We start from the raw sequence: 24,633 nt of genomic DNA on the forward strand, positions 1-24,633 counted from the left end.
GGGCAATAGATGAACACTTTAACAAAAGGTTTACAATGGTATAAAAAAAATAGTGAGGTTACTGTTATCTTTGGGCTTCAATGAACATCACAGCGCAAATCAAGCAGCCGATTCAGGCCGAAATGGAACTCTTCGAAAAGAAGTTCTATCAGTCCATGACGTCTCATGTGGCGCTGCTCAACCGCATTACGTACTATATCGTAAACCGAAAGGGCAAACAGATGCGGCCGATGTTTGTTTTCCTTGTCGCCAAAATGGTTTCAGACTCGGGAGTGAACGAACGAACGTATCGCGGCGCATCTGTAATCGAACTCATCCATACGGCTACTTTGGTCCACGATGATGTGGTCGACGACAGTAACCAAAGACGCGGGTTCTTTTCCATCAACGCGCTTTGGAAAAATAAAATCGCTGTTCTTGTTGGCGATTACCTGTTGTCGAAAGGATTATTGCTTTCTATTGACAACGGTGATTTCGACCTGCTTCAGATTATTTCCGTTGCCGTGCGTGAAATGAGCGAAGGGGAATTATTGCAGATTGAAAAAGCACGACGGCTTGATATTACAGAAGATGTGTATTACGACATCATTCGAAAAAAGACCGCAACGTTGATTGCTTCGTGTTGTGCACTTGGAGCCAGATCTGTTTCAGAAGATGCATCGGTCGTGGAAAACATGCGCAATTTTGGTGAACTCATCGGAATGGCGTTCCAGATCAAGGACGACCTTTTTGATTATACGGATGAAGTCATCGGTAAACCAACCGGAATCGACATCAAGGAACAAAAAATGACATTGCCGCTGATTCATGTGTTGAATTCCGTTTCCAAAAAAGATAAGGATTGGGTCATCAATTCCATCAAAAACCACAATAAGGATAAGAAGCGTGTCAAAGAAGTAATCGCTTTTGTAAAGAACAACCGCGGTTTGGAATATGCCGAGAACAAGATGGAAGAATTCCGCATAAAGGCACTGGAATGCCTTAAAAGCTTCCCGGAATCTGAATACAAATCGGCTCTCGAACTTATGGTCAACTACGTCATCGAAAGAAAAAAATAATTATTTTCATCTCTGTAAGTTTCTGTAAAATAATTGATTAAAAATTATTTTCTTCCTTTTTTGCACTTTGCTACAACGAAAATCCAAAAGCCTGCGTCTATGCTTTTGAAAATACTTAATAACCGGTTTTGAAAGTCATTTCACTACATCAGGATTTAAACGAAACGATAGCCGAAGCGTGCCGCAACAACCGCCACGCCCAACAGAAAATCTATTCGAAATTTGCGCCTAAGATGCTTTCGGTGTGCCGTCAGTACACCAAAGACATCCACCACGCCGAAGATGTAATGATCACTGCGTTCATGAAAGTGTTTTCCAACCTCGGGAATTTCGAGAACAAGGGAAGTTTTGAAGGATGGATCCGGCGGATCATGGTCAATGAGAGCATTTCGTGGCTTCGGGCCCAAAAGAAAGTGAGTTTCCTTGAAGACAGCTATCATCCGGAAGAATCGTTCAACAATATCGAAAGCGGCTTGAGTGTAGACGATATCCAATCACTCATAGACGAATTGCCCGAAGGGTATCGAATGATTTTCAACCTCTACGCCATAGAAGGTTACAAGCATAAGGAAATTGCCGACATGCTTGGAATCAATGAAGGCACATCGAGATCACAATTGTCACACGCCAGGAAAATGCTCCAGGATAACCTGGAGAAACAAAAAAATTATATTTATGGGACGGAATAAATTAGAAAGGGAGTTCAGCGAAAAGCTTTCCACCCGCGAAATAAACCCAAGTGCTGCGGCCTGGGACAGATTGGATGCCATGTTGGCTACAGCCGAAGCGCAAAAGAGACCGCGTCGTAAGTATTGGTTCTTTGTAGCCGCAGCAGTTGTTGGAATTGCTTTGTTTGCCAGTTTGTTTTTTCCGAAAGGGAATGCCGTCCAAACTATTGATGGCGGATCGTCTGCAGTAGCCAAAACAGAATCGGTTCCGGATGGGAAAGCATCGGATTCAATGGATACGCCTGCAATCCAGGTTGCGGAAACGGTTCCGTCTGAAACCAAAAACCAACCTTCGCAAAATAAAAGAGTTCATTTGCAACCGCGTCATCAAAAGGAAATGCTTGCCGTGATCCAAAATCCGGAAAAGCCAGAAGCACCGGTTCAACGTGAAATCACAGCGCCTGTAGAAAAGACGGTGAACAACAATAATTCCGGAATTCCCGAATCACTTCTGGCCGCGATCAAATCCAAAACCGAAGCCCAAAAGACATCTGTCGTGAAAGTGGATGCCCGCAGCCTGCTCGAGAACGTAGATAAACAGGAGGAACTTACTACACGCCAGCGTTTCCTCCGGACGGTCCAGAATGTAAAGGTTGCCGTCGAGAACAGGAACCTCGAAGAGAGTCATTAATCAATCAACACCAATCATTAAATCCTTAAAATCATGAAGAACGTTATTTTTTACGTTGCGGCTTTGCTATGCCTTTTCACAAGCAAAATAGTCGCCCAGGAAACCTTTGAAGCCAAAGCCCGCATCATAGCAGACAAGATCGAACAGATCACCAAAGAGGAGAAAGACGCACTCAAAGGCGAAGTCGACCGCGTCAACGAAAACCTTGAAAAAGGAACCATAAGCCCGGAACAGGCCGATCAGCAAAAAATTGACTTCGCCCAATTCCGCGCCAACAATATCGAACGTCGCACGGCTGCAGCCCAGGATGAATTGCGCAAGCTGGTACAGGAAAAAGTTGACGGTCAGGTCGCGTCTGAAGTAGTGGCCGAAAAAGGCGGCTTTAAGATTTCGTACAACAATAACAACAAGAAAAAGGATACGATTCCACATTCCGAGTCACGCACCACATCACAGGCTGTTTTTGCTTTCGGGCTCAATAATTTGCTCACCGATGGCGCTTTGGCTCATTCCGATTACCGCATTTGGGGTTCACATTATTATGAATATGGTTTTACCTTGAATACCCGGTTGGCCAAAAACCACAACCTGGTCCACCTTACCTACGGATTGTCCGTCCAGCTCAACAATCTGAGGTCTACCAACAAACGTGTCTTTGAGGTCGACGGAAACCAGACCAATCTGGTCAATCCCGGAATTGGCATGCGCGACACGCGTTTCAAAGCGATAAACATGGTGGTTCCGGTTCATTTGGAATTCGATTTTACCAAACCTAAAATGGATGGCGATAAAAAGATTTTCAAGACGCACGATTCGTTCCGCGTCGGGTTGGGCGGCTATGCAGGGGCGAACCTTGGAAACCGCCAGTTCACCAAATACGACAACGAGGCAGGCAATACGGTCAAAAGCAAGGAAAAAGGCGATTTCAATGTCAACGATTTTGTCTACGGATTAAGCGCCTACGTGGGGTATGGAGATGTATCGCTGTTCGCCAAATATGACCTGCAACCGTTCTTTACGGACAATGCCATAGATCAGAACAACATTTCTTTCGGTGTCCGTTTTGACTGGAATTAAATTTTATTTGAGTAGTTACCTTGAAGCGCTTCCGGAAACGGAGGCGTTTTTTTTTTTCTTTGGATTCACCGACAAAATTTCTGCGACGATTTTTTTTGTCGCACACCATTAGTCGCACACTGCCGACAAAATGATTCCTGAAGATGAATTTGTCGGTCAAAGTTGAAAGCCGAATTGTCGTTCAGAAGCATCGGTTGAAAAAGTTACCTTTGTATCTTCGCAAATCATGATCTCAAAAGCATCCATCGATACCGTTTTTGAAACCGCCCGCGTCGAGGAGGTCATCGGCGATTTCGTCCAGCTCAAACGTTCGGGTTCCAACCTCAAAGGATTGAGTCCGTTTACAGATGAGCGTTCGCCTTCGTTCATGGTGTCACCCGTAAAGCAAATCTGGAAAGATTTCTCGTCGGGAAAAGGTGGCAATGCCGTTGCTTTCCTTATGGAACACGAAAAGTTGAGTTATCCCGAAGCCATTCGTTATCTCGCCAAAAAATACAACATCGAACTTGAGGAAACCGAAAAGACCGATGAGGAAAAGGCAGCTATCGACGCCCGCGAGAGCCTGTTCCTGGTTTCTGAATTCGCCCAAAAGTGGTTTCACGATACGTTGTTACGCACAGATGAAGGCCAGGCGATAGGCCTCAGTTATTTCAAAGAACGTGGCTTTACGATGGAAACCATCAAGAAGTTCGGGCTCGGTTATTCGCCTGAAGGCTGGGAAGCGTTTTCAAAAGAAGCACTCGGTAAAGGCTATCAGCTCGAATTCTTAGAAGGAACAGGTTTGACCATCGTTCGCGAAGACGGGCGTATGGCAGACAGGTTCCGCGGTCGAGTCATGTTCCCGATACATGGGCTTTCGGGGCGAGTCCTCGGTTTTGGCGGACGTATTCTGACGAACGAAAAAAAAGTAGCCAAATACCTCAATTCACCAGAGAGCGAAATCTACCACAAAAGCAAAGTCCTGTACGGAATATTCCAGGCGAAACAGGCCATTGCGAAACTCGATAATTGCTATCTCGTCGAAGGCTATACAGATGTGATCCAGTTCCAGCAAGCCGGGATTGAAAACGTGGTCGCATCGTCAGGAACGGCTTTGACTCCGGACCAGATTAGGCTTATCAATCGGCTTACAAAAAATATCACAGTGCTGTTTGACGGTGATGCCGCCGGTTTACGGGCTTCTGTCCGCGGAATCGACCTGATACTTGAACAAGGCATGAACGTCAAGGTCTGTACGTTCCCAGACGGAGAAGATCCGGATAGTTTCGCCAAAAAGACGCCTCACGAAGAATTGGTGGCTTTCCTTGAAAAGAATGCCGTCGATTTTATCCGCTTCAAAGCATCGCTTTTGATGGACGAAGCGGCTAACGATCCGGTTAAAAAAGCTGGTTTGATCCGTGATATGGTCGTTAGTATTTCTAAAATCCCAGACAGGATCCAACGTGAGATCTACATTCAGGAATGTTCACGGATCATGGATATTTCTGAACAGGTCTTGGTGAGTTCGCTCGCCCAGATCATGCAAAAGGAAGTCAAGGACGCTGATGCGAAACTGCGTGAGGAGAAAAAGGCTTTTGAGGTTGTCCGAAACGAAGAATCGGGACAGGTCAGCATCAATGTGCTTGACGAACTTGAAAGACGGTTGATTTCGATATTGCTTTTGTACGGAACCCGCGTGGAGGAATTCGAAGACAGCTTTTACAAGGCCAATGCCGAAGGTGAATTGGAACTGGTTTCAGAAAAAAAGGAAGTTCCCGTGTATAATAGGATTTTCCTCAGTCTGCAGGAAGATGAAACAGAATTGGCCAATCCGGTTTTCCGTGACATTTATTCGAACTTGATGGAGAATTTCCAGTCTGAAGAAGGTTTTGAATTGGATAAGTATATGATTCAATTGCCTCAGGAATTCCAACCGGTCATATCGGACATTCTCATGAACGAAGAACGCGAGGCGCTACATAATTGGGAATCACAGCAGATTATCGTCAAATTAAAAGACCAAAGCGTCGGTCAATATGTAACGGAAACAATCCTTACCATGCGTTGGTATCTGGTAGATGCGATTATCCAGTCTTTAAAAGGCGAACTCAGCAGTGAGCCCGATGCTGATAATTCTGAAACGCTTTCTGCTGCTATGGATTACGGTCAGTTGATCAATTCGTTTTCAAATAAACTCGGCCGCGTGATGTCGCGTTATCATTAAACAATATCCAACGTTTTGGCCTTATTGACCAAATCGACCAGGTTCGTCACATTAAGTTTGGTAAGTAACCGGAGTTTATAGGTACTGACTGTTTTCTCGTTGAGGTTGAGTATTTTGGAAATCTCGTTGTTCTTCTTGCCGTCGCTCAAATAACGAAGCACCTCGATTTCACGGTTCGATAATTTGCGGTATAAACGTTCGCTTTTGTTTTGTTTGGCGATCAGCGCGAGGTTTTTGCGGATCGTATCGCTGAGCATGATATTCCCTGAATGCACTTTCATGATCGTAACGCCCAGTTGTTCCAGTTTGGATGACTTATGCACATAGCCCGAAACACCGGATTTGATGGCATTAGGTGCATAAATCTGTTCCGACAGGCTCGTGAAAATAATGACCTTTGTATTCGGATTGTTCTTGATGATAGCCTTCACTTCGTAAATACTGTTTAGCCCCTCGAGTTCGAGGTCCATGAGCAACACATCGATTGGTTTATTCTTGAGTGCTTCCGGTATCATAAAGAAGTTACCTACGTTGGAAACTATATTGATATCCGGGTGATCCTTAAAATAAGATCTTACCCCAAAATGGACTACAGGAAAATTATCGGCCAAACAAACATTAATCATAATGCTGGTATTTAAGTAGTTAGCATTGCGTATATAAGTAAAGGTAGGAATTTTTGCCAAAGTTCCACCGTTCTACATCGATTTATCTCAAAGATGTGGGAATCATGCAAACCGGTATAGGATCCATCTTATGTTTATTCGCTCTGTTCAGCCTTGTGAATATGGTGAATGCTTCTTTTTGGCGGCCTTCAAAATCGTCTGGCGTTTTCCCTGCCTCAAGCTGTTCCATAGCCCATTCGAGTTCGTCGTAGGAGGCACCAAGCTGATCTTCGTCAGTGCGGTCATCATGGAACAAGCCGTCTGAAGGCACGGCATTCAAGATACTGTCGGGAACTCCGAGATATTGTCCCAACGCATAGACATCGGACTTCATCAAATCTGCTATCGGGCTTACATCGACTCCACCATCGCCGTATTTGGTATAAAACCCGACCCCGAAATCTTCCACTTTATTTCCGGTTCCTGCCACGATGCAATGATTCACGCCGGCGTGGAAATACAATGTCGTCATTCGCAATCTGGCGCGGGTGTTGGCTAAGGCAAGATGCAAGGTAGCTTCATCTCCGTCATTTGGAAAGGCAGCTTTGATGGTTTCAAATGTTTCAGTCAAATCTGTAATACCGCGTGACACATTCGGGAATCTTTTTGAAAGCTGGTCGATATGTTCCCGCGCACGAGATACATGGTTTGACGGCTGATGGATGGGAAGTTCGAAACAGATGGTTTTCATTCCGGTCAGTGCACACAGGGTTGATGTCACCGCGGAATCGATCCCGCCGGAAACACCGACAACAAAACCTGATACTTTTGCGTTGTTGGCGTAATCTTTCAGCCACTCTGAAATGTAAGCCGCCGTCTTTTCGACCTGCAGGCTGCTTTTTTTGTTTTGGCGCATAATCAGTGATTAAACCGGTATATTTGCACACCGGAAACTTTTCGCTAAAGTTAACTAACAAATGAGAAAACTGCTAATCCCATTCTTCATTATTCTTACGGTTGCATCCTGCGACAAAAAATCGAAAGTCGAGAAAGAAGTAGAGGAAATCCCTGTGAAAATGGAAGTACACAGGTTTGATAAAGACTTCTATGAAGCCAAGCCAGCTGATCTTCAGGATCTGAAAATGGAATATCCGTTTTTCTTCCGTGGCAATGAACCGGATTCGGTCTGGACCAATAAAATGCAGAATCCATTGTGGCGGGAAGTGTTTACGGAAGTCGAGAAAAAATTCGGCAATTTCTCCAAACAGGAATCTGAATTGGAAGACTTGTTCAAGCACCTTAAATATTATTTCCCAAGGACGAAAACACCGGTCACCTATACCATCATAGGCCAGATGGATTACAACAATAAAGTCTTCTATGCACAAGATACATTGATACTTTCGCTTGAATTGTATCTGGGCAAAGACCATAAATTCTATGTGAACGATTTTCCCGATTACCAGAGACGCGGGTTCGACGAAAAACAATTGCTGCCCGATGTCGTATCGGCTTTTGCCAACACCAAAATCCCGCCGGCAGAAAATGATTTTCTATCGCAGATGATACGTGCCGGGAAAGAACTATACATGAAAGATGTACTGACGCCTGAAACATCGGACGAAGACAAGATCAATTATTCACCCGAACAACTCGCCTGGAGCAAGGCCAACGAATATGAGATCTGGCGCAATTTCCTCGAAAACAACCTGCTGTATAGCACGGACCAGAAACTCGCCCAACGATTCCTCATGCCGGCACCTTTTTCAAAATTCTATTTGGAAATAGACAATGAGTCGCCGGGAAGGATAGGGGAATTCATTGGCTGGCAGATCGTCCGGTCATATATGGAAAACAATAAAACAAACCTTCAGCAATTGTTATTGCTCGACAGTAAGCAATTGTTTGAGCAATCACGTTACAAACCACAAAAATCAGATGAGTAAGACCACTACTTCCGAAATAAAAATCACCGTTGCCCTTGATGAAAACCGCGTTCCCGACAAACTCTATTGGAGCGCCCAGGACGGGGGAATCGTAAACGAACGGGTAAAAGCCATGATGCTCGCCCTTTGGGACCATAAGGAGCAGGAAACGCTTCGCATCGATTTGTGGACCAAGGATATGCCGGTAGACGAAATGAAAAAATTCTTCCATCAGACCCTAGTAGCGATGGCCGATACGTTCGAGCGTGCCACCGACGATGAAAAAATGTCGGGTTCCATGCGTGACTTTTGCGATTATTTCGCCGAAAAGATGGAATTGAAAAAGACGAATTAAAATAATTTTTCAGGTTTTCAGATGAAATCCCGAGGATAAAATCAAGAGTTGAAAACCTCGTGGTTCACGTCGTCAATGAACTGCAACAGTTCGTCTTTGCCCAACGCGGTTTCTGATGAAGTCACGAAATGTTGCGGCATCTCTTCCCAATTGTTGGCAAGCAATGCTTTCCGGTAAGCCGCAACCGCCGCATCGATTTTTGTCTTCCCGATTTTGTCGGCTTTGGTAAAGATGATACAGAACGGAACTTCGATTGTCCCTAAATAATTGATGAATTCCAAATCGATTTTTTGCGCTTCGAGCCGAATGTCGATCAGTATAAAAGCACACGTCAATTGCTCACGTTTCTCAAAATATTCCGTGATGAATTTCTGGAAGGTCGCTTTGGTCGATTTCGAAACTTTTGCAAATCCATAACCCGGTAAATCGACGAGAAACCAGTTGCTGTTGATCTTGAAGTGGTTGATCAGCTGTGTTTTTCCAGGTCTTGCAGATGTCTTTGCCAGCTTTTTATGATTCGTAATCATGTTGATCAACGACGATTTACCTACGTTGGATCGTCCGATGAACGCATATTCCGGGAGCATTTCCTTTGGACAAAGCGATGCATCGGAGTTGCTGACGATAAATTCGGCTGTGTTGATTTTCATGAGGTTTGTATTAGTCCGAAAAGTCCGGAAAGTCCGAAAGTCGGGGCTGACGGAACTTTTTCAGAGTTTCATCTTTTTAAGCCATTCGTGCATCAACCGGTTGAATTCGTCCGGATGTTCCATCATGGCGGCGTGTCCGCATTTATCGATCCAATATAAATCTGAATTCGGCAATAGCTGATGGAATTCTTCTGCAACTTCAGGCGGTGTCACTTTGTCGTTCGCGCCCCAGATCAGGCAGGTGTGGATGTGCATTTTAGGTAAGTCCTTCGCCATATTATGACGGATGGCGCTTTTTGCGATTGTCAGTGTCTTGACCAGCTTAAGTCGGTCGTTCGCTACCTGATATACTTCGTCAACGAGTTCAGGGGTCGCGATTTTTGGGTCGTAGAAAACTTCTTCGGCTTTTTTCTGGATGTAGTCTTTGTCGCCGCGTCTTGGGTACGAATCTCCCATCGCGCTTTCGTAAAGCCCTGAACTTCCGGTCAAGATCAACCCAGACATTTTCTCTGGATACATCTTGGCGTGGTACAAGGCAATATGGCCACCCAATGAATTTCCTAAAAGGATTACACGATCGAAACCTTTGTAAGTGATAAAATCCTTTACCCAACGCGCAAAAGCCTTGACGTTTGTTTTTAGGATGTTTTGGGTATAAAGTGGTAATTCGGGCATCACGACCTTGTATCCGTGAAGTGGGAAATATTCGGCGACACCGCTAAAATTACTCAGGCCGCCCATCAAGCCGTGTAAAACTACAATCGGCGTACCTTCTCCAAATTCGGAATACTTATATTTTCCTTCTTTAATCAGGTCTTGTTCCATGAATTTGTGTTGCAATAGATGGCGCAAAGATAGGTAATTTACCATCAGGCAGGATTAATTTTAAGCGACTTGAGATGAAACTTATAGCGAGGCCTGAATTGGATATTCAATAAGTTGTTAATCAGAAACTTCTTTCATTTTGTTTTTATAATCTATCTGCCTGAAAATTATCTCCCACCAAAGTCATTTCTAATCATTCCAATGCCTATGCGGCCAAACGTGCTGATAGCTTGCGCGTTCAGTACGAATCGGTTAAACTTATCAACAAAGTGGTAGGAAGTGGTAAATCGTGGTAAATAATTTTTATTTTTGCTACATTCTTAGTATTAGTGGGAATTGGAAGCTATTGTTGGAACATATGAATGCAAAGTAGACGCAAAGGGTCGGTTGATGATCCCGGCGCCTCTGAAGAAGCAACTTTCGGGTGCGCTTCAGGATGGCTTTGTGCTCAAACGTTCTGTGTTTCAGCCTTGTTTGGAGTTGTATCCGATGAGCGAATGGAATGCCATGATGCAGAAAATCAACAAGCTCAACCGATTCGTCAAAAAGAACAACGACTTCATCCGCAGGTTTACAGCCGGTGTGAAAATGGTCGAAATCGATAACCTCGGACGGCTTTTGATCGCTAAAGATTTAGTGTCGTTTGCGAGTATCGATAAAGATGTGGTGCTGTCATCGGCAGTCAACATCGTGGAAATCTGGGATAAGGATCTTTATGAGAAATCCCTCGACAACAGTGAAATAGATTTTGCCGACCTGGCCGAAGATGTAATGGGAAATGTAAATGACGGCGATAATGGAATATCATAATCCGGTGCTGCTTCACGAAAGCGTCGACGGGCTCAATATAAAGCCTGACGGAACTTACGTTGATGTGACTTTTGGCGGTGGCGGACATTCGCGCGAAATCCTGCGACGCCTTGGCCCGAACGGAAAATTGTACGCATTTGACCAGGATAAAGATGCCTTGGCAAATGCTATCGACGATTCACGGTTCACACTCATCAATGAAAATTTCGGATTGATGAAACGCTTTTTGCGCTTTCACGGTGTGCGCCAGGTAGACGGAATCCTTGGTGATTTAGGTGTTTCATCACATCAATTCGATGTTCCCGAGCGCGGATTTTCGACCCGTTTTGAAGGTGCTTTGGATATGCGCATGAACCAATCGGATTCGCTTGATGCCTATCAGGTTGTCAATACCTATGACGATGCCCAATTGCGCCACGTATTCTCAGAATACGGTGAATTGAAAAATGCAGCCGCACTTTCCCGAACCATCATCGAAGCCAGGATCCAGGCTCCAATCAAAGATACGGTTCAGCTAAAAACTGTTTTATACCGCTTTTTGCCCGCCCATAAGAGTAATAAAATACTCGCCCAGATTTATCAGGCCATCCGGATCGAAGTCAATCGTGAGATGGATGTGCTGCGTGATTTTTTACAGCAATCGCTTGAAGTGCTTGTCGAAGGCGGCAGGCTCAGCGTGATCTCGTATCATTCGCTCGAAGACCGCCTTGTCAAACGCTTTATCAAGAACGGAATGTTTGAAGGTGAACCGGAGCGCGACGTCTTCGGACGGTTTTCTGTTCCGATGCAGGCCGTTGGCAAACTCGTTATTCCAACCGAAGATGAAATCCGCGAGAACAACCGCGCCCGCAGCGCCAAACTGAGAATCGCCGAAAAACTCTGACTATGAACGTATACAGCATACTGAAAGCGAGATACCTGATCAACGAAGATGCGACACGTAACTGGCGCTTCATCGTTTTTTTGATCATCCTGGCCATCATCATGATCGCCAACACGCAATGGTATGACAAAAAGGTATTCAAGATTGTGGCACTTACGAGTGAAGTCAAGGAATTGCGGTCTGAATTCGTGGACAGAAGATCGGAACTGATGCAGCTCAAAATGGAATCGACGGTTTCAAAGACCATGGAAGCCAGGAAAATATTCCCGTCGTCGGTCCCGCCACAAAAAATTACAGTCCGCAAGCCTGAGGAAAAAGGATTCTTTTCAAAATTATGGTAGAAGAAAAAAACACATCGTACCGCATTTACCTCGTTGCCGTCGGGATTTTCCTGATGGCGATTGGCATTGTGGTCAAATTGTGCAATATCCAATGGGTCGAAGGCGATCATTACCGACAGCTGGCAAAAGAGCGAACAGTCAAGAATTTTGTCATTCCGGCAAATAAAGGCAATGTGTATTCCGCAGATGGAAGCTTGCTCGCTACCTCAATCCCGAATTACAACATCCGGTTCGATGCCGTCGCGCCTAAATCTGAAGATTTCAATGCCAATGTTTCTGCTTTGGCCGATTCTTTAGGGCTTATGTTTGGTAAACCGTCATCCTATTACGATGCCGGATTGCGCCGTGCCCGCGGAACAAAAAACCGGTTTTACCTTATCGCGAGAAATCTCAGTTATACCGAATATGTCCGTATAAAAACCTTCCCGTTATTCAGCAAAGGTGCATTCAAAGGTGGATTGATCGTGGAGCAATATACCATACGTGAGCATCCGATCGGGATGATTGCCAAACGGACTATCGGTTATGACATCATCCGTCCCGATGGAAAGCATTACGCCAAAGGAATCGAAGGCGCGTACAAAAAATACCTCGACGGAAAGGACGGTCGCGTCCTCAAACAAAAAATTGCAAAAGGACAATGGAAACCCATCCGCGACCAGAATGAGGTTGATCCGCAGGATGGTTATGACATCATTTCCACAATCGACGTCTATATACAGGATATCGCTCATCATGCACTTCTAAAGCAATTGCAGGAATATAATGCAGATCACGGTTGCGTCGTCGTAATGGAAACCAAAACCGGTTACATTAAGGCGATTGCTAACCTTGGACGCGATAAAAAGGAAGACAGCACCTATTACGAACGCGTCAATTACGCAGTTTCTGAATCGCACGAACCGGGCTCGACCTACAAACTCGCCGATTTGATGGCGTTATTCGAAGACAAAAAAGCAGATACAAGCGATATTTACGACAGTCGTGGAGGCGATTTCACCATTCGCGGCCGCCATGTTCGCGATTCCCATGAAGGCGGTTACGGGAAGATTTCACTCGGACGCGGATTCGAAGTTTCATCGAATACCGTTCTCGTCCAGGCTGTTTACAATGCCTATAAGGAAGATCCGATGCAGTTCGTCAATCATTTGAAGCATTTCGGACTCGATAAAAAACTGGGATTGCCGTTTGAAGGCGAAGGCGTTCCATTCATTCCACAGGAAGGCGGACGCAACTGGAGCGCCATCGCAATGCCTTGGATGGCTTTTGGTTACGGGGTTTCGATTACGCCTCTGCAAACCCTGACCTTTTACAATGCCGTGGCGAACAATGGGGAAATGGTGAAGCCTCAGTTCGTTTCGGAAATCAGGGAATGGAACCGGACTATCAAGAAATACGACAAAAAGGTCATCAACCCGAAAGTCTGTTCGGACGAAACCACCAAAAAACTGCGCGCCTGTCTCGAGAATGTCGTGAAGAACGGAACCGCCAAGAAGTTGTATTCAAAGAATTTTCCGATGGCCGGAAAAACGGGGACCGCAGCAGCGAACTACAATAAAAAAGATGGAACGGAAAAACATTACGTATCATCTTTTGTAGGCTATTTTCCTGCAAACGACCCTAAATATTCGTGCATCGTGGTCGTCCACGAACCAAATACTTCGAAAAACAATTACTACGGAGCCGATGTCGCCGGACCGGTTTTCAAACGTATCGCCCAAAAAATCTATACGGACGCACCGTCGATGAATTCAATCAAAAACATCGATTCCAAAAACAAAATCCAGGAGCAGAATTTCAACGATTATTACGCAGAAACCCAAAAGGTAAAGCCCGGAACGGTTCCGAACTTAAAAGGAATGACCGGAATGGATGCCGTTGCCCTGCTCGGAAACATGGGCCTCAAAGTAAAAGTGAAAGGTACCGGAAAAGTGAAAAAACAATCGATTGAAGCAGGCCGCTCCATTTCGCCTGACGATGTCATCATCCTTGACTTATCCTCATGAAACAGTTAAAGGACTTATTATACAAAGTGTCTATCGAAGCGGTCAAAGGATCGACAGAAATAGAAGTGCGTCAACCTGATTTCGATTCGCGAAAGATTGAGGCAGACGATGTTTTCGTTGCTATTCGCGGAACGGTTTCGGACGGTCACGATTTTATAGAAAAAGCGATCAACAAAGGCGCGACTGCGATTATCTGTGATACGTTTCCGGAAATCATCGTGAGCGGAATCACTTACGTCCAGGTCAAAGACACAAACAAGGCACTGGCATACATCGCGGCCAATTTTTATGGAAATCCGTCAAACGATCTCAAGCTTGTAGGGATTACCGGGACAAATGGAAAAACTACGATTGCTTCTTTGCTGTATCAGCTGTTTAAAAAAGCGGGCTTCAAATCGGGATTGTTGTCGACGGTAAAAATCCTTGTCGATGATACTGAATACAAAGCGACGCATACGACTCCGGATTCACTAACCATAAATAGGTATCTGCGTGAAATGGTCGATACGGGTGTAGATTATTGCTTTATGGAAGTGTCTTCACACGGTATTCATCAAAAACGTTCGGAAGGCTTGCACTTCGCAGGCGGCATCTTCACGAACCTGTCACACGACCATCTGGATTATCACGCCACGTTCGCCGAATACCGCGATGTCAAGAAATCGTTCTTCGATAATTTACCACGGACAGCTTTTGCATTGACGAACATAGATGACAAGAACGGTCTTGTGATGTTACAGAATACGGGTGCCAAAAAACTGACGTACGCTTTAAAGACATATGCCGATTATAGGGCGACTATCCTTGAAAACCAATTGTCAGGTTTGCTTTTGAAGATCAACGACAATGAACTTTGGGTTCGTCTGATCGGAACTTTCAATGCGTATAACCTGCTGGCGATTTATGGGGCCGCGGTCAATCTGGGCCTTGAGCAATTGGAGGTGCTTCGGTTGATGAGTGAGCTCGAAAGCGTTTCAGGACGATTCCAATTCATTGTATCCGAAAGAAAAATCACGGCTATAGTAGATTATGCACATACGCCCGATGCTTTGGAAAACGTGCTCAAAACCATCAACGACATCCGCACGAGAAACGAACAATTGATTACTGTGGTTGGCTGCGGAGGCGATAGGGATAAAACGAAACGTCCTATTATGGCTGACATCGCGACGTCATTGAGCGACAAAGTCATCCTCACGTCGGACAATCCGAGAAGCGAAGACCCGGATGAAATCATTTCTGAAATGGAAGCCGGTGTACAACCCCAGAATTACAAAAAGACCATTGCGATTACAGATCGGAAACAAGCTATCAAAACGGCCTGTCAGCTCGCATCCGGTAATGATATCATCCTGATTGCGGGAAAAGGACACGAAACCTATCAGGAAATCAAAGGCGTGCGCTATGACTTTGACGACATGGCGACCGTGCGCGAACTGTTGGATCAATTAAACAAATAAACGATGCTGTATTATCTCTTCGAATATCTGAATAAGATGAACGTTCCGGGAACCGGGGTGTTCCAGTACATCACGTTCCGATCCGGCCTTGCGGTGTTGCTGTCGCTTTTGATTTCGACGATTTACGGAAAGAAGATCATCAACTTTTTGCGTAATCAGCAGGTTGGGGAAACCATACGCGAACTAGGTCTCGAAGGCCAGAACCAAAAAGCGGGAACGCCTACAATGGGTGGTTTGATCATCATTTTCGCCACGCTGATTCCGGTTCTGTTGCTGACACGACTCGACAATATCTACATCGTTTTGCTTATCGTGACCACGCTCTGGATGGGGACGATTGGTTTCATTGACGATTACATCAAGATTTTCAAGAAAGACAAACAAGGTTTAAAGGGGGTTTTCAAAGTAATCGGTCAGGTAGGACTTGGGCTGATTGTGGGAATCGTGCTGTATTTCGATCCGGGTGTTACCGTTCGAACCGATACGCAATACACCAACGTCTTTGCACGCCAGCAAACCGAAACACCAGTGGTTTATGCGGCGCCGATTGAAGAAAAATCGACTACTACAACCATTCCTTTTTTCAAGAACAACGAGCTCGATTATGCAGAAGTGCTCAAACCTTTCGGCGGGAATTACCGCGATTATGCGTGGCTGATCTTTATCCCGGTAGTGATTTTCATTATCACAGCGGTTTCAAATGGGGCGAACCTGACTGACGGAATCGACGGATTGGCAGCGGGAACATCGGCGATATCGGTGTTGGCGATAGGGATTTTCACTTTCGTCTCGGGTAACATCATCTTCTCGAATTACCTCAATATCATGTATATCCCGAATTCGGGGGAAATGACGGTTTTCATAGCGGCTTTCGTGGGTGCGCTCATTGGTTTCCTTTGGTACAATTCGTATCCCGCGGCTGTTTTTATGGGCGATACCGGAAGTCTCACGATTGGTGGAATCATAGCGGTTTTGGCTATTGCCGTCCGGAAAGAATTGCTGATTCCATTGGTGTGCGGGATTTTCATTGTCGAGAATGCATCGGTCGTATTACAGGTGAGTTATTTCAAATGGACCAAGAAACGCACAGGCGAAGGCAAACGGATTTTCCTTATGTCGCCATTGCATCATCACTACCAGAAAAAAGGCTATCACGAGAGTAAGATCGTGACCCGTTTCTGGATCGTCGGGATTTTGCTAGCCATTCTGTCCATCGTAACCCTGAAACTCCGATGAAGAAGCGACTGGTCATACTTGGCGGAGGCGAAAGCGGGGTAGGAACGGCAATCCTTGGAAAGAAAGAAGGATTCGATGTGTTCGTGTCAGATTTCGGCCCGATCAAAGACTATTACAAAGAAGTGCTTGCCATCAACAAAATCAAATTTGAAGACGGCGGGCATACCGAAGATAAAGTGCTCAATGCCGATATCGTCATGAAAAGCCCCGGAATTCCGGATAAAGCCGACATCGTAAAGAAGCTGCACAAGAAAAAGATCGAGGTTATTTCTGAGATCGAATTCGCCAATAAGTTCACCAAAGCAGTCACCATCGGCATTACCGGAAGCAATGGAAAGACGACAACTACCATGCTGACGCACCATTTGCTCAAAGCCGGCGGATTGAACATTGGTATCGGCGGGAACATCGGGAAGAGCTTTGCCTGGCAGGTCGCCGAAGATCATTACGATTCTTACGTGCTTGAACTGAGTAGTTTCCAGCTTGACGGAATCGTGGATTATGCACCGCATATTGCAGTCATCACCAATATCAGTCCCGATCATTTGGATCGATACGATTATAAATACGAAAAATACATCGATGCCAAGTTCCGCATCACGATGAACCAGAAAAAAACCGATTACCTGATTTATGACGCCGACGATGAAGCGATTACGGACTGGTTGTCCAAAAACAAAACAAAAGCACAATTAATACCTTTTTCCCTGACCAAGACCTTGAAAACCGGAGCCTACTTAAACAACGACAAAATGGAAATCAACATCAACGAAGAAGAGTTCATCATGGAGACCGATGCGGTTTCGCTTGAAGGTAAGCACAACCTGAAGAACGCGATGGCGGCTGCTTCGGTGGCCAAGCTGATGCAGATTAGAAAAGAGACGATTCGTGAAAGCCTGACGAATTTCCAGGGCGTGGAGCATCGTCTGGAAAAAGTCCTCAAAATCCAGAATGTCCAATATATCAACGACTCGAAAGCGACGAATGTCAATGCGACGTTCTACGCACTTGACAGCATGACCGCCCCGACTGTATGGATTGTGGGAGGTGTCGATAAAGGAAACGATTACGAGGAGCTGATGCCGCTTGTGAATGAGAAAGTAAAGGCGATCATCTGCCTCGGGCTTGACAATAAAAAAATCATCGATGCCTTTGGGAATATCGTGGATATGATGGTTGAAGTCGATAACATGACCGATGCCGTCCGTACAGCCCAAAAACTGGCGGAAAAAGGCGACAGTGTTTTGTTGTCACCGGCTTGCGCGAGTTTCGATTTGTTTGAGAATTATGAAGATAGGGGGAAACAGTTTAAGAACGCGGTACATAATTTATAGTTTGTAGATCGGGAGTTCGGGAGTTTGGAAGACTGAGCCGGAAAAGTCCGGAAAGTCGGAAAAGCCGGAAAACACCGAGAGATAAATAGAGTTCAATATATCCAATACGGTAAATCTGAAAATTCTGTTGATTGTAAAATTCCAGAATAACAAAGTCCAATAATCCAAAAGCGCAGCGCGTCCAAAATAATGAAACAGCTACTATATAATTTAAAAGGAGATAAAGTCATCTGGGCTTTCGTCGCTTTATTGGCGCTGTTTTCATTCATGCCGGTGTTTTCGGCGAGCAGCAACCTGGCGTATGCAAACCACGGAACCGGAAATACGATAAGTTTCCTAATTAAGCATTTCGCTCATATTTTCATAGGTTTCTGCATGATTTATTGGGTACACAAACTTCCCAACACATTGATCCGCGGAATGATTTTCGTATTGCCGATAGCGTGGGCTTTATTGCTCTTTACCTTATTGAAAGGAACAACGATTGGCGGTGCGAATGCGAGTCGTTGGATACAGATCCCATTCGTCGGCATTACCTTCCAGCCATCTACGTTCGCCCAATTGCTGCTGATGGTTTACGTTGCCCACTATCTATCCAGAAAGCGCGAAACGCCAATGACATTTAAATCGTCGTTGTTTGAATTGTGGCTTCCCGTTTTTATTACCGTAATGCTGATCCTTCCGGCCAACTTTTCCACAGCTGCCTTGATGTTCGCCATGGTCATTATGTTGGTTTTCGTCGGACAATATCCGTTAAGATATATAGGCATCATCATCGGTTGCGGAATCGCCGCCTTGGCTTTGTTCGTGCTGATTGGAAAAGCATTCCCCGAAGCGAAGTTCTTCAATCGTGTCCATACCTGGGAAGCACGTCTCGACAGTTTCAAGGCGACAGATAAAGATGAGGATACAGATGACGAGCACTATCAGACGAACCTCTCCAAGATAGCCATTGCATCAGGCCAAGTCTACGGTCTCGGTCCCGGAAAAAGCGTCCAGAAAAACTTTTTGCCGCAATCGTCTTCCGATTTTATTTACGCCATTATTGTTGAAGAATACGGACTCGTTGGCGGATTAGGCGTTATGTTTCTATATCTGTTGTTGTTTTTCAGATTCATCGTCGCAGCCCACAAAGCCACTTCGCGATTCGCAAAACTTATAGTCGTCGGCCTTGGCTTTCCGATTGTTTTCCAGGCGATGATCAACATGGCGGTTGCCGTGAATTTATTGCCGGTCACAGGCCAGACGTTGCCCTTGATATCAAGTGGGGGAAGTTCGATCTGGATGACGTGTATCGCCCTTGGAATTATCATTGGAGTAACCAGAAAAGAAGAAGAAATCGCCCAGGATTTAGAAGACAAACAAAAAAGGGACGAAGCACTTCAACGTATGATCGACCAACAAATCAAGCGAGAAGAAGCCGCCGAAAATGCATTAAAAGAGCAGGAACTTGCCGTTGCAGGTTTTTCAATAGAAGACAGAAGTAATCCAATGGATGCCGTACGCGGAAAAATTTAACAATTGTTACATGAAAAATGTAATCAAGCTATTTCGGGATTTTGTAGGGAACACCATTGGCCCCTCCCCAGTGGCAAGTTAATGATCCTGCAAATACGTCGATTACATAAAAAATGTACAAAAAGTTAAAAGTAAAGATCTCAAGTTTCAAAAGTTCAAGTTCAAAAACATAAAACTCAATCACAAATTCAAGCAGTTCGATAATCCACCACCCAAGGCGCCAGCCGAACTAAACGAAGCAAAACGCAGTTAATCCAACAATCAAAAAAAATTGAAACCCTATAAATTCATACTATCAGGCGGCGGAACCGGAGGACACATTTACCCCGCGATCGCCATTGCCAATGAACTGAAACGACGCTTCCCCGATGCGGAGTTTCTTTTCGTTGGTGCCAAAGACCGTATGGAAATGCAGAAAGTTCCGCAAGCCGGTTATGCCATCAAAGGCCTTTGGATTTCTGGGTTGCAGCGCAAGTTGTCGATTGACAATGCGATGTTTCCGATAAAACTAATGTCAAGTTTAATTAACGCCGGAAAAATCGTCCGCGAATTCAAACCCGACATTGCCATTGGTACCGGCGGATTTGCAAGCGGCCCCTTATTACAGGTAGCGGCAAACGCAGGAATCCCGATTGTTGTCCAGGAACAAAATTCCTTCCCGGGAATAACGAATAAGATGCTGGCCAAGAAAGCCTCGAAGATTTGTGTCGCCTACGATAACCTTGAGCGTTTCTTCCCGAAAGATAAAATCGTCTTCACCGGAAATCCGGTCCGCAGCGACCTTATAGATTTACACGGAAAGAGAAAGGAAGCAATCACCGCTTTCGGCCTCGACCCCGATAAAAAAACGTTGTTGGTGTTAGGCGGGAGTTTAGGTGCCCGCCGCATCAACCAACTTATCGCAAAAGAGTTGGTGAATTTTACAGCACAGAATGTTCAGGTCATCTGGCAATGTGGGAAGTTGTATTTTGAAGAGTACAAGCATTTCGATGAAAAACCGAATGTGTCCGTGTTGTCGTTCATCGACCGTATGGATTTGGTTTACGCTGCCGCAGATGTCGTGATCTCAAGAGCCGGGGCGTCGTCAGTATCTGAACTTTGCATCGTTGGCAAACCGGTAATCTTTATTCCTTCACCGAATGTGGCCGAAGACCACCAGACAAAAAATGCAAAAGCTATCGCAGATAAAAAAGGTGCGATACTGATGCGCGAAAGTGAACTCGATACCCAATTCGAACCGACTTTCAGTAACCTGGTTAATGACGAAGATTTGCAAAGCGAACTCAGCGAAAACATTTTGAAACTCGCTAAGGTCAATGCTACGAACGACATAGCCGATGAAATCGAGAAGTTAATAGGATTAACAGTTAACGGTTAACAGTTAAGTGGGGCAAAAGAAACGATATGTTCAATTTGATCCAATAAATAATAAAATAACAATAAATAATAATTTTGAACTTAGGCCAAATCCATAACGTCTATTTCATCGGCATCGGAGGCATCGGGATGTCCGCTCTCGCCCGTTATTTCAAATACGCCGGAAAAAACGTTGCGGGTTATGACAAGACACCTACGGAACTAACCTTCGCGCTTCAGCAAAAAGGCATCGACATTCACTTTGAAGACAGTTTGAGCCTGATTCCCGAATCGTTCAAAAAGGAAAATACGCTTGTTGTGATTACACCGGCGGTTCCGAAGAATCATTCGGAATGGAATTATTTTTTACAGAATGGATATGAAGTGAAGAAACGGGCAGAAGTGCTTGGCATCATCACCAAAGACACGTTTTGTTTTGCCGTTGCCGGAACGCATGGAAAGACGACTACTTCGAGCATTCTCGGTCATATTTTATTTGAAAGCGGTGCCGATGTGACTGCTTTTCTTGGTGGTATCGTGGAGAATTACGATTCGAACCTGATCGGAAATGGAACATCGATTACAGTTGTGGAAGCCGATGAATTCGACCGGTCATTCCTTCACCTGCATCCGGATATTGCCTGTATAACATCGATGGATGCCGATCATCTGGATATTTACGGAGATGTTGCTACGATTGAAGCTTCGTTCCGCGAGTTCGCCGATAAGGTTTCAGATAAAGGCATGTTGTTCATCGCCGACGGATTACCATTGGAAGGAAAAACGGTTGCAGTGAACAAAGATGCCAATTTCAAGGCGTTCAACATTCGCGTCATCAATTCGGAATACGTGTTCGATGTCCGGACGCCGGACGAAATAATCCCTGATTTGCGATTTGCGCTTCCGGGTCATCATAATTTGAGTAATGCCTTAATGGCCTTGGCGATGGCTCGTACATTCGGTCTTTCTGCTGAAAAAATCCGCAATGCACTTATTTCATTCAAAGGAATCAAAAGACGGTTTTCCTATCAGATAAAAACAGATTCCCGCGTTTATATTGACGATTACGCCCATCATCCGACCGAAATCGATGCGGTGCACCAGGCTGTTCGTGAACTGTATCCGGGTAAAAAAGTGCTTGCCGTTTTCCAGCCGCACCTGTTCAGCCGCACCAAAGATTTCGCCGATGGATTTGCCAAAAGCCTGTCCCAATTTGACGAAGTGTTGCTGCTCGATATTTATCCGGCCAGAGAACTTCCAATGGAAGGAATAACCTCTGAATGGCTGTTGTCGAAAATTGAAAACCCGAACAAGGAGCTGATTTCGAAATCGGCCCTGATTCCAAGATTGATAAACTCCGATGCCGATATTTTCGTGACAATAGGCGCAGGTGACATAGGTGAACTTGTGGGTGAAATAAAAAAAGCATTATCATGAAAATTTTTAACTGGATAAACATAAGGCTGCTGCTTGTTTTTGGGCTTGCGATTTTTTTATACGCATTCAGTTCCGAGCGTAATGCACACCGGAAAATCAAAAAGGCCGAAGTCGTTTTCGACAACCCGTCGGAACTGTTCATAAGCCCTGAATCGGTTAATAAATTGTTAATAGAAAAAAATAGCCCTTCCGGAACCGTTGCAAAAGAAAATTTAGATTTGAACAAGCTCGAAAAGGCCGTCAATGCCCATGAAATGGTGGAAAAGTCACAAATTTTCGTGAGCGTGGATGGTGTATTGAGAGCTATGGTGAAACAAAAAACACCTGTTGTGAGAGTGTTTGATGAAACCGGTTCTTTTTATGTTGATTACGAAGGGAAAAAAATGCCGCTTTCCACATTGCATACGGCTCGTGTGCCATTGGTGACCGGTGATTTGATGGCAAAAGACAGTGCTGCCCTTCACGAAGTTTTCCGATCTGTCCACGATGATGATTTTTTGAAGAAGAACATCGTTGGCATAAAGGTCAATCCGTCGGGAAGCCTCGAAATGAGCAATCGGAATTTTGATTACGTGATTGATTTCGGCAAGCCGATCAACATTGAACGCAAGTTCCGGAATTACAAGGCCTTCTTCCAGAAAGCCGCGCAGGACAGTACGATTAAGAAATATAAAAAGATCAATCTCAGGTTTACACAACAAGTAGTTTGCACCAAATAACAACGAATATGGAAAAAGAGAATATCGGAGTAGGTTTAGACATCGGGACCACCAAGATCGTAGCCATGATCGGGAAGAAAAACGAATATGGCAAACTTGAGATACTGGGTGTCGGAAAGTCAAAAAGCCTTGGCGTGGCGCGTGGCGTGGTGAACAACATCACCCAGACGATCCAGTCGATCCAGCAGGCTGTAATCGAAGCCGAAAACAATTCAGGTTACAAAATCAAAGACGTAGTCGTCGGGATTGCAGGCCAGCATATCCGCAGCATCCAGCACAGCGATTACGTCAGCCGTCCGAATGCAGACGCAGTGATTGGCGATGCAGACATCCAGCAACTGATCGACCAGGTCGGGAAACTGGCTATGTTGCCGGGCGAGGAAATCATCCACGTGCTTCCACAGGAATTCAAGATTGACGGGCAATCCCAAATCAAGGAACCTATCGGTATGTACGGCGGGCGATTGGAGTCGAGTTTTCATGTCGTTGTCGGTCAGGCATCATCCATCAGGAATGTGGGCAGATGCGTCCAGAGTTCAGGCATCGAATTGTCCGGATTGACGCTAGAGCCACTTGCCTCATCCGATGCGGTGTTGAGCCAGGAAGAAAAAGAAGCCGGGGTTGCCCTTATCGATATCGGTGGCGGAACTACGGACCTGGCCATTTTCAAAGACGGCATCATCCGTCATACAGCGGTAATCCCATTCGGCGGAAACGTCATTACAGAAGATATTAAGGAAGGTTGTTCCATCATCGAGAAGCAGGCGGAACTGCTTAAAGTGAAATTCGGATCGGCCTGGCCTGGTGAAAATAAAGACAACGAGATTGTTTCGATTCCGGGGCTTCGCGGTCGTGAGCCGAAAGAGATTTCATTGAAGAACCTGTCAAAGATCATCCATGCCCGTGTCGTGGAAATCATCGAGCAGGTTTTTGCCGAAATCAAATCCTACGGGCATGAAGATCCGCGCAAGAAACTGATTGCCGGTATTGTACTCACGGGTGGCGGTTCCCAACTCAACCACATCAAGCAACTCGTGGAATACATCACGGGAATGGATACGCGCATCGGGTATCCGAACGAACATTTGGCAGGAAATTCAGACGAGGAAATCTCAAGTCCTTTATATGCAACCGCAGTAGGATTGGTGATGAACAGTGTGGCGAACAAGACACATAGTGCCGTAAAGATGCATGTGGAAACGGTTGCGCCGCCCGTGTATAACAGACAGCCGGTTGCCCAACCGGAACCTATTCGTACGCCGGAACCGGTTGCAGTTGCACAGCCTGAAGTCCAGAAAGAAGAAGTGGCCGAAACAGTGACTTTCAAAACGGAGCCGAAACGCGAGATGAATTCGACCGAACAGAAAATCAGGCGTTCGTTCTTCGACAAATACGTCGACAAGATCAAGGAATTCCTCGACAACGCAGAGTAATCGCGTACCAGAAAAGACAGACAAAACAAAGACAATAGCAAGC

Annotated in this window: 23 protein-coding genes; 19 read left to right on the plus strand and 4 right to left on the minus strand. The window is 45.3% G+C overall.

The features are described from left to right. Positions 1–80: 80 nt before the first annotated feature. The 5 genes from G6047_RS05650 (at position 81) to dnaG (ending at position 5,697) form a co-directional block, all read left to right on the plus strand. Positions 81–1,058 carry a polyprenyl synthetase family protein gene (locus G6047_RS05650; protein WP_169526512.1) on the plus strand — a complete coding sequence of 326 codons (978 nt, stop codon included), beginning with the start codon at positions 81–83 and terminating at the stop codon, positions 1,056–1,058. Positions 1,059–1,186: 128 nt separating this feature from the next. Beyond that, a complete protein-coding gene (locus G6047_RS05655; protein WP_169526513.1) occupies positions 1,187–1,747 on the plus strand; it encodes an RNA polymerase sigma factor in 561 nt (186 codons plus the stop codon). Then, a complete protein-coding gene (locus G6047_RS05660) occupies positions 1,734–2,417 on the plus strand; it encodes a hypothetical protein (RefSeq protein WP_169526514.1) in 684 nt (227 codons plus the stop codon). The genes G6047_RS05655 and G6047_RS05660 overlap by 14 nt, the downstream gene beginning before the upstream one ends. Positions 2,418–2,450: 33 nt before the next feature. Continuing rightward, positions 2,451–3,494, plus strand: coding sequence for an OmpH family outer membrane protein (locus G6047_RS05665; RefSeq protein WP_169526515.1), 1,044 nt, complete (start codon positions 2,451–2,453; stop codon positions 3,492–3,494). A gap of 226 nt (positions 3,495–3,720) precedes the next feature. Beyond that, complete coding sequence (gene dnaG / locus G6047_RS05670; protein WP_169526516.1) at positions 3,721–5,697, plus strand: DNA primase; 1,977 nt, start codon at positions 3,721–3,723, stop codon at positions 5,695–5,697. On the opposite strand, the gene G6047_RS05675 is transcribed toward dnaG, so the two are convergent. Both G6047_RS05675 and nadE read right to left on the minus strand, forming a co-directional pair. Then, positions 5,694–6,323, minus strand: a complete 630-nt coding sequence (locus G6047_RS05675; protein ID WP_169526517.1) for a LuxR C-terminal-related transcriptional regulator — start codon at positions 6,321–6,323, stop codon at positions 5,694–5,696. The two genes, dnaG and G6047_RS05675, sit on opposite strands and share 4 nt — an antisense overlap. A gap of 82 nt (positions 6,324–6,405) precedes the next feature. Continuing rightward, positions 6,406–7,218 carry an NAD(+) synthase gene (nadE, locus tag G6047_RS05680; RefSeq protein ID WP_169526518.1) on the minus strand — a complete coding sequence of 271 codons (813 nt, stop codon included), beginning with the start codon at positions 7,216–7,218 and terminating at the stop codon, positions 6,406–6,408. Positions 7,219–7,279: 61 nt separating this feature from the next. On the opposite strand from nadE, the gene gldB reads away from it, so the two are divergent. Both gldB and gldC read left to right on the plus strand, forming a co-directional pair. Beyond that, positions 7,280–8,248, plus strand: a complete 969-nt coding sequence (gene gldB, locus G6047_RS05685; RefSeq protein ID WP_169526519.1) for a gliding motility lipoprotein GldB — start codon at positions 7,280–7,282, stop codon at positions 8,246–8,248. Continuing rightward, positions 8,241–8,582, plus strand: a complete 342-nt coding sequence (gene gldC / locus G6047_RS05690) for a gliding motility protein GldC (RefSeq protein ID WP_169526520.1) — start codon at positions 8,241–8,243, stop codon at positions 8,580–8,582. Before gldB ends, gldC begins: the two co-directional genes overlap by 8 nt. A 41-nt stretch (positions 8,583–8,623) precedes the next feature. Here gldC and yihA read toward each other — a convergent pair whose 3' ends face one another. After that, positions 8,624–9,232 (minus strand): ribosome biogenesis GTP-binding protein YihA/YsxC, encoded by a 609-nt coding sequence (yihA, locus tag G6047_RS05695; protein ID WP_169526521.1) that lies wholly within the window; start codon positions 9,230–9,232, stop codon positions 8,624–8,626. Positions 9,233–9,292: 60 nt separating this feature from the next. After that, positions 9,293–10,057, minus strand: a complete 765-nt coding sequence (locus G6047_RS05700; RefSeq protein ID WP_169526605.1) for an alpha/beta fold hydrolase — start codon at positions 10,055–10,057, stop codon at positions 9,293–9,295. 336 nt (positions 10,058–10,393) lie between these two features. Here G6047_RS05700 and mraZ point away from each other — a divergent pair, with 336 nt between their 5' ends. The 12 genes from mraZ (at position 10,394) to ftsA (ending at position 24,590) form a co-directional block, all read left to right on the plus strand. Next, the gene (mraZ, locus tag G6047_RS05705) at positions 10,394–10,867 is read left to right on the plus strand and encodes a division/cell wall cluster transcriptional repressor MraZ (RefSeq protein WP_169526522.1); all 474 of its coding nucleotides are present in this window, start codon (positions 10,394–10,396) and stop codon (positions 10,865–10,867) included. After that, the gene (gene rsmH / locus G6047_RS05710) at positions 10,842–11,750 is read left to right on the plus strand and encodes a 16S rRNA (cytosine(1402)-N(4))-methyltransferase RsmH (RefSeq protein ID WP_211165387.1); all 909 of its coding nucleotides are present in this window, start codon (positions 10,842–10,844) and stop codon (positions 11,748–11,750) included. Before mraZ ends, rsmH begins: the two co-directional genes overlap by 26 nt. A gap of 2 nt (positions 11,751–11,752) precedes the next feature. Then, positions 11,753–12,091 (plus strand): FtsL-like putative cell division protein, encoded by a 339-nt coding sequence (locus G6047_RS05715; protein ID WP_169526524.1) that lies wholly within the window; start codon positions 11,753–11,755, stop codon positions 12,089–12,091. Next, the gene (locus G6047_RS05720; RefSeq protein WP_169526606.1) at positions 12,082–14,097 is read left to right on the plus strand and encodes a penicillin-binding transpeptidase domain-containing protein; all 2,016 of its coding nucleotides are present in this window, start codon (positions 12,082–12,084) and stop codon (positions 14,095–14,097) included. The genes G6047_RS05715 and G6047_RS05720 overlap by 10 nt, the downstream gene beginning before the upstream one ends. Next, complete coding sequence (locus G6047_RS05725; RefSeq protein WP_169526525.1) at positions 14,094–15,557, plus strand: UDP-N-acetylmuramoyl-L-alanyl-D-glutamate--2,6-diaminopimelate ligase; 1,464 nt, start codon at positions 14,094–14,096, stop codon at positions 15,555–15,557. The genes G6047_RS05720 and G6047_RS05725 overlap by 4 nt, the downstream gene beginning before the upstream one ends. Before the next feature lie 3 nt (positions 15,558–15,560). Next, positions 15,561–16,793, plus strand: a complete 1,233-nt coding sequence (gene mraY / locus G6047_RS05730) for a phospho-N-acetylmuramoyl-pentapeptide-transferase (protein ID WP_169526526.1) — start codon at positions 15,561–15,563, stop codon at positions 16,791–16,793. Beyond that, a complete protein-coding gene (gene murD / locus G6047_RS05735) occupies positions 16,790–18,127 on the plus strand; it encodes a UDP-N-acetylmuramoyl-L-alanine--D-glutamate ligase (RefSeq protein WP_169526527.1) in 1,338 nt (445 codons plus the stop codon). The genes mraY and murD overlap by 4 nt, the downstream gene beginning before the upstream one ends. A gap of 189 nt (positions 18,128–18,316) precedes the next feature. Next, entirely contained in the window at positions 18,317–19,645 is a 1,329-nt protein-coding gene (locus tag G6047_RS05740; RefSeq protein ID WP_169526528.1) for an FtsW/RodA/SpoVE family cell cycle protein, read from the plus strand. 271 nt (positions 19,646–19,916) lie between these two features. Continuing rightward, a complete protein-coding gene (gene murG, locus G6047_RS05745) occupies positions 19,917–21,023 on the plus strand; it encodes an undecaprenyldiphospho-muramoylpentapeptide beta-N-acetylglucosaminyltransferase (RefSeq protein ID WP_169526529.1) in 1,107 nt (368 codons plus the stop codon). A gap of 74 nt (positions 21,024–21,097) precedes the next feature. Continuing rightward, positions 21,098–22,438: a UDP-N-acetylmuramate--L-alanine ligase gene (gene murC / locus G6047_RS05750; protein WP_169526530.1), complete on the plus strand. Its 1,341-nt coding sequence runs from the start codon at positions 21,098–21,100 to the stop codon at positions 22,436–22,438. Further along, positions 22,435–23,157 carry a cell division protein FtsQ/DivIB gene (locus G6047_RS05755; protein ID WP_169526531.1) on the plus strand — a complete coding sequence of 241 codons (723 nt, stop codon included), beginning with the start codon at positions 22,435–22,437 and terminating at the stop codon, positions 23,155–23,157. Before murC ends, G6047_RS05755 begins: the two co-directional genes overlap by 4 nt. 8 nt (positions 23,158–23,165) lie before the next feature. Next, a complete protein-coding gene (gene ftsA / locus G6047_RS05760; RefSeq protein WP_169526532.1) occupies positions 23,166–24,590 on the plus strand; it encodes a cell division protein FtsA in 1,425 nt (474 codons plus the stop codon). The last annotated feature ends 43 nt before the right edge of the window (positions 24,591–24,633 follow it).

Origin of the sequence: Flavobacterium silvaticum, from assembly GCF_012911565.1 — a bacterium.
GTDB classification, from domain to species: Bacteria; Bacteroidota; Bacteroidia; order Flavobacteriales; family Flavobacteriaceae; genus Flavobacterium; species Flavobacterium silvaticum.

Excerpts from the sequence above, each read along its gene's own strand:
- G6047_RS05650 (WP_169526512.1), top strand. The coding sequence starts at position 81 with ATGAACATCACAGCGCAAATCAAGCAGCCGATTCAGGCCGAAATGGAA.
- G6047_RS05660 (WP_169526514.1), top strand. The coding sequence starts at position 1,734 with ATGGGACGGAATAAATTAGAAAGGGAGTTCAGCGAAAAGCTTTCCACC.
- G6047_RS05665 (WP_169526515.1), top strand. The coding sequence starts at position 2,451 with ATGAAGAACGTTATTTTTTACGTTGCGGCTTTGCTATGCCTTTTCACA.
- dnaG (WP_169526516.1), top strand. The coding sequence starts at position 3,721 with ATGATCTCAAAAGCATCCATCGATACCGTTTTTGAAACCGCCCGCGTC.
- G6047_RS05675 (WP_169526517.1), bottom strand. The coding sequence starts at position 6,323 with ATGATTAATGTTTGTTTGGCCGATAATTTTCCTGTAGTCCATTTTGGG.
- nadE (WP_169526518.1), bottom strand. The coding sequence starts at position 7,218 with ATGCGCCAAAACAAAAAAAGCAGCCTGCAGGTCGAAAAGACGGCGGCT.
- gldB (WP_169526519.1), top strand. The coding sequence starts at position 7,280 with ATGAGAAAACTGCTAATCCCATTCTTCATTATTCTTACGGTTGCATCC.
- gldC (WP_169526520.1), top strand. The coding sequence starts at position 8,241 with ATGAGTAAGACCACTACTTCCGAAATAAAAATCACCGTTGCCCTTGAT.
- yihA (WP_169526521.1), bottom strand. The coding sequence starts at position 9,232 with ATGAAAATCAACACAGCCGAATTTATCGTCAGCAACTCCGATGCATCG.
- G6047_RS05700 (WP_169526605.1), bottom strand. The coding sequence starts at position 10,057 with ATGGAACAAGACCTGATTAAAGAAGGAAAATATAAGTATTCCGAATTT.
- rsmH (WP_211165387.1), top strand. The coding sequence starts at position 10,842 with ATGACGGCGATAATGGAATATCATAATCCGGTGCTGCTTCACGAAAGC.
- G6047_RS05715 (WP_169526524.1), top strand. The coding sequence starts at position 11,753 with ATGAACGTATACAGCATACTGAAAGCGAGATACCTGATCAACGAAGAT.
- G6047_RS05725 (WP_169526525.1), top strand. The coding sequence starts at position 14,094 with ATGAAACAGTTAAAGGACTTATTATACAAAGTGTCTATCGAAGCGGTC.
- mraY (WP_169526526.1), top strand. The coding sequence starts at position 15,561 with ATGCTGTATTATCTCTTCGAATATCTGAATAAGATGAACGTTCCGGGA.
- murD (WP_169526527.1), top strand. The coding sequence starts at position 16,790 with ATGAAGAAGCGACTGGTCATACTTGGCGGAGGCGAAAGCGGGGTAGGA.
- G6047_RS05740 (WP_169526528.1), top strand. The coding sequence starts at position 18,317 with ATGAAACAGCTACTATATAATTTAAAAGGAGATAAAGTCATCTGGGCT.
- G6047_RS05755 (WP_169526531.1), top strand. The coding sequence starts at position 22,435 with ATGAAAATTTTTAACTGGATAAACATAAGGCTGCTGCTTGTTTTTGGG.
- ftsA (WP_169526532.1), top strand. The coding sequence starts at position 23,166 with ATGGAAAAAGAGAATATCGGAGTAGGTTTAGACATCGGGACCACCAAG.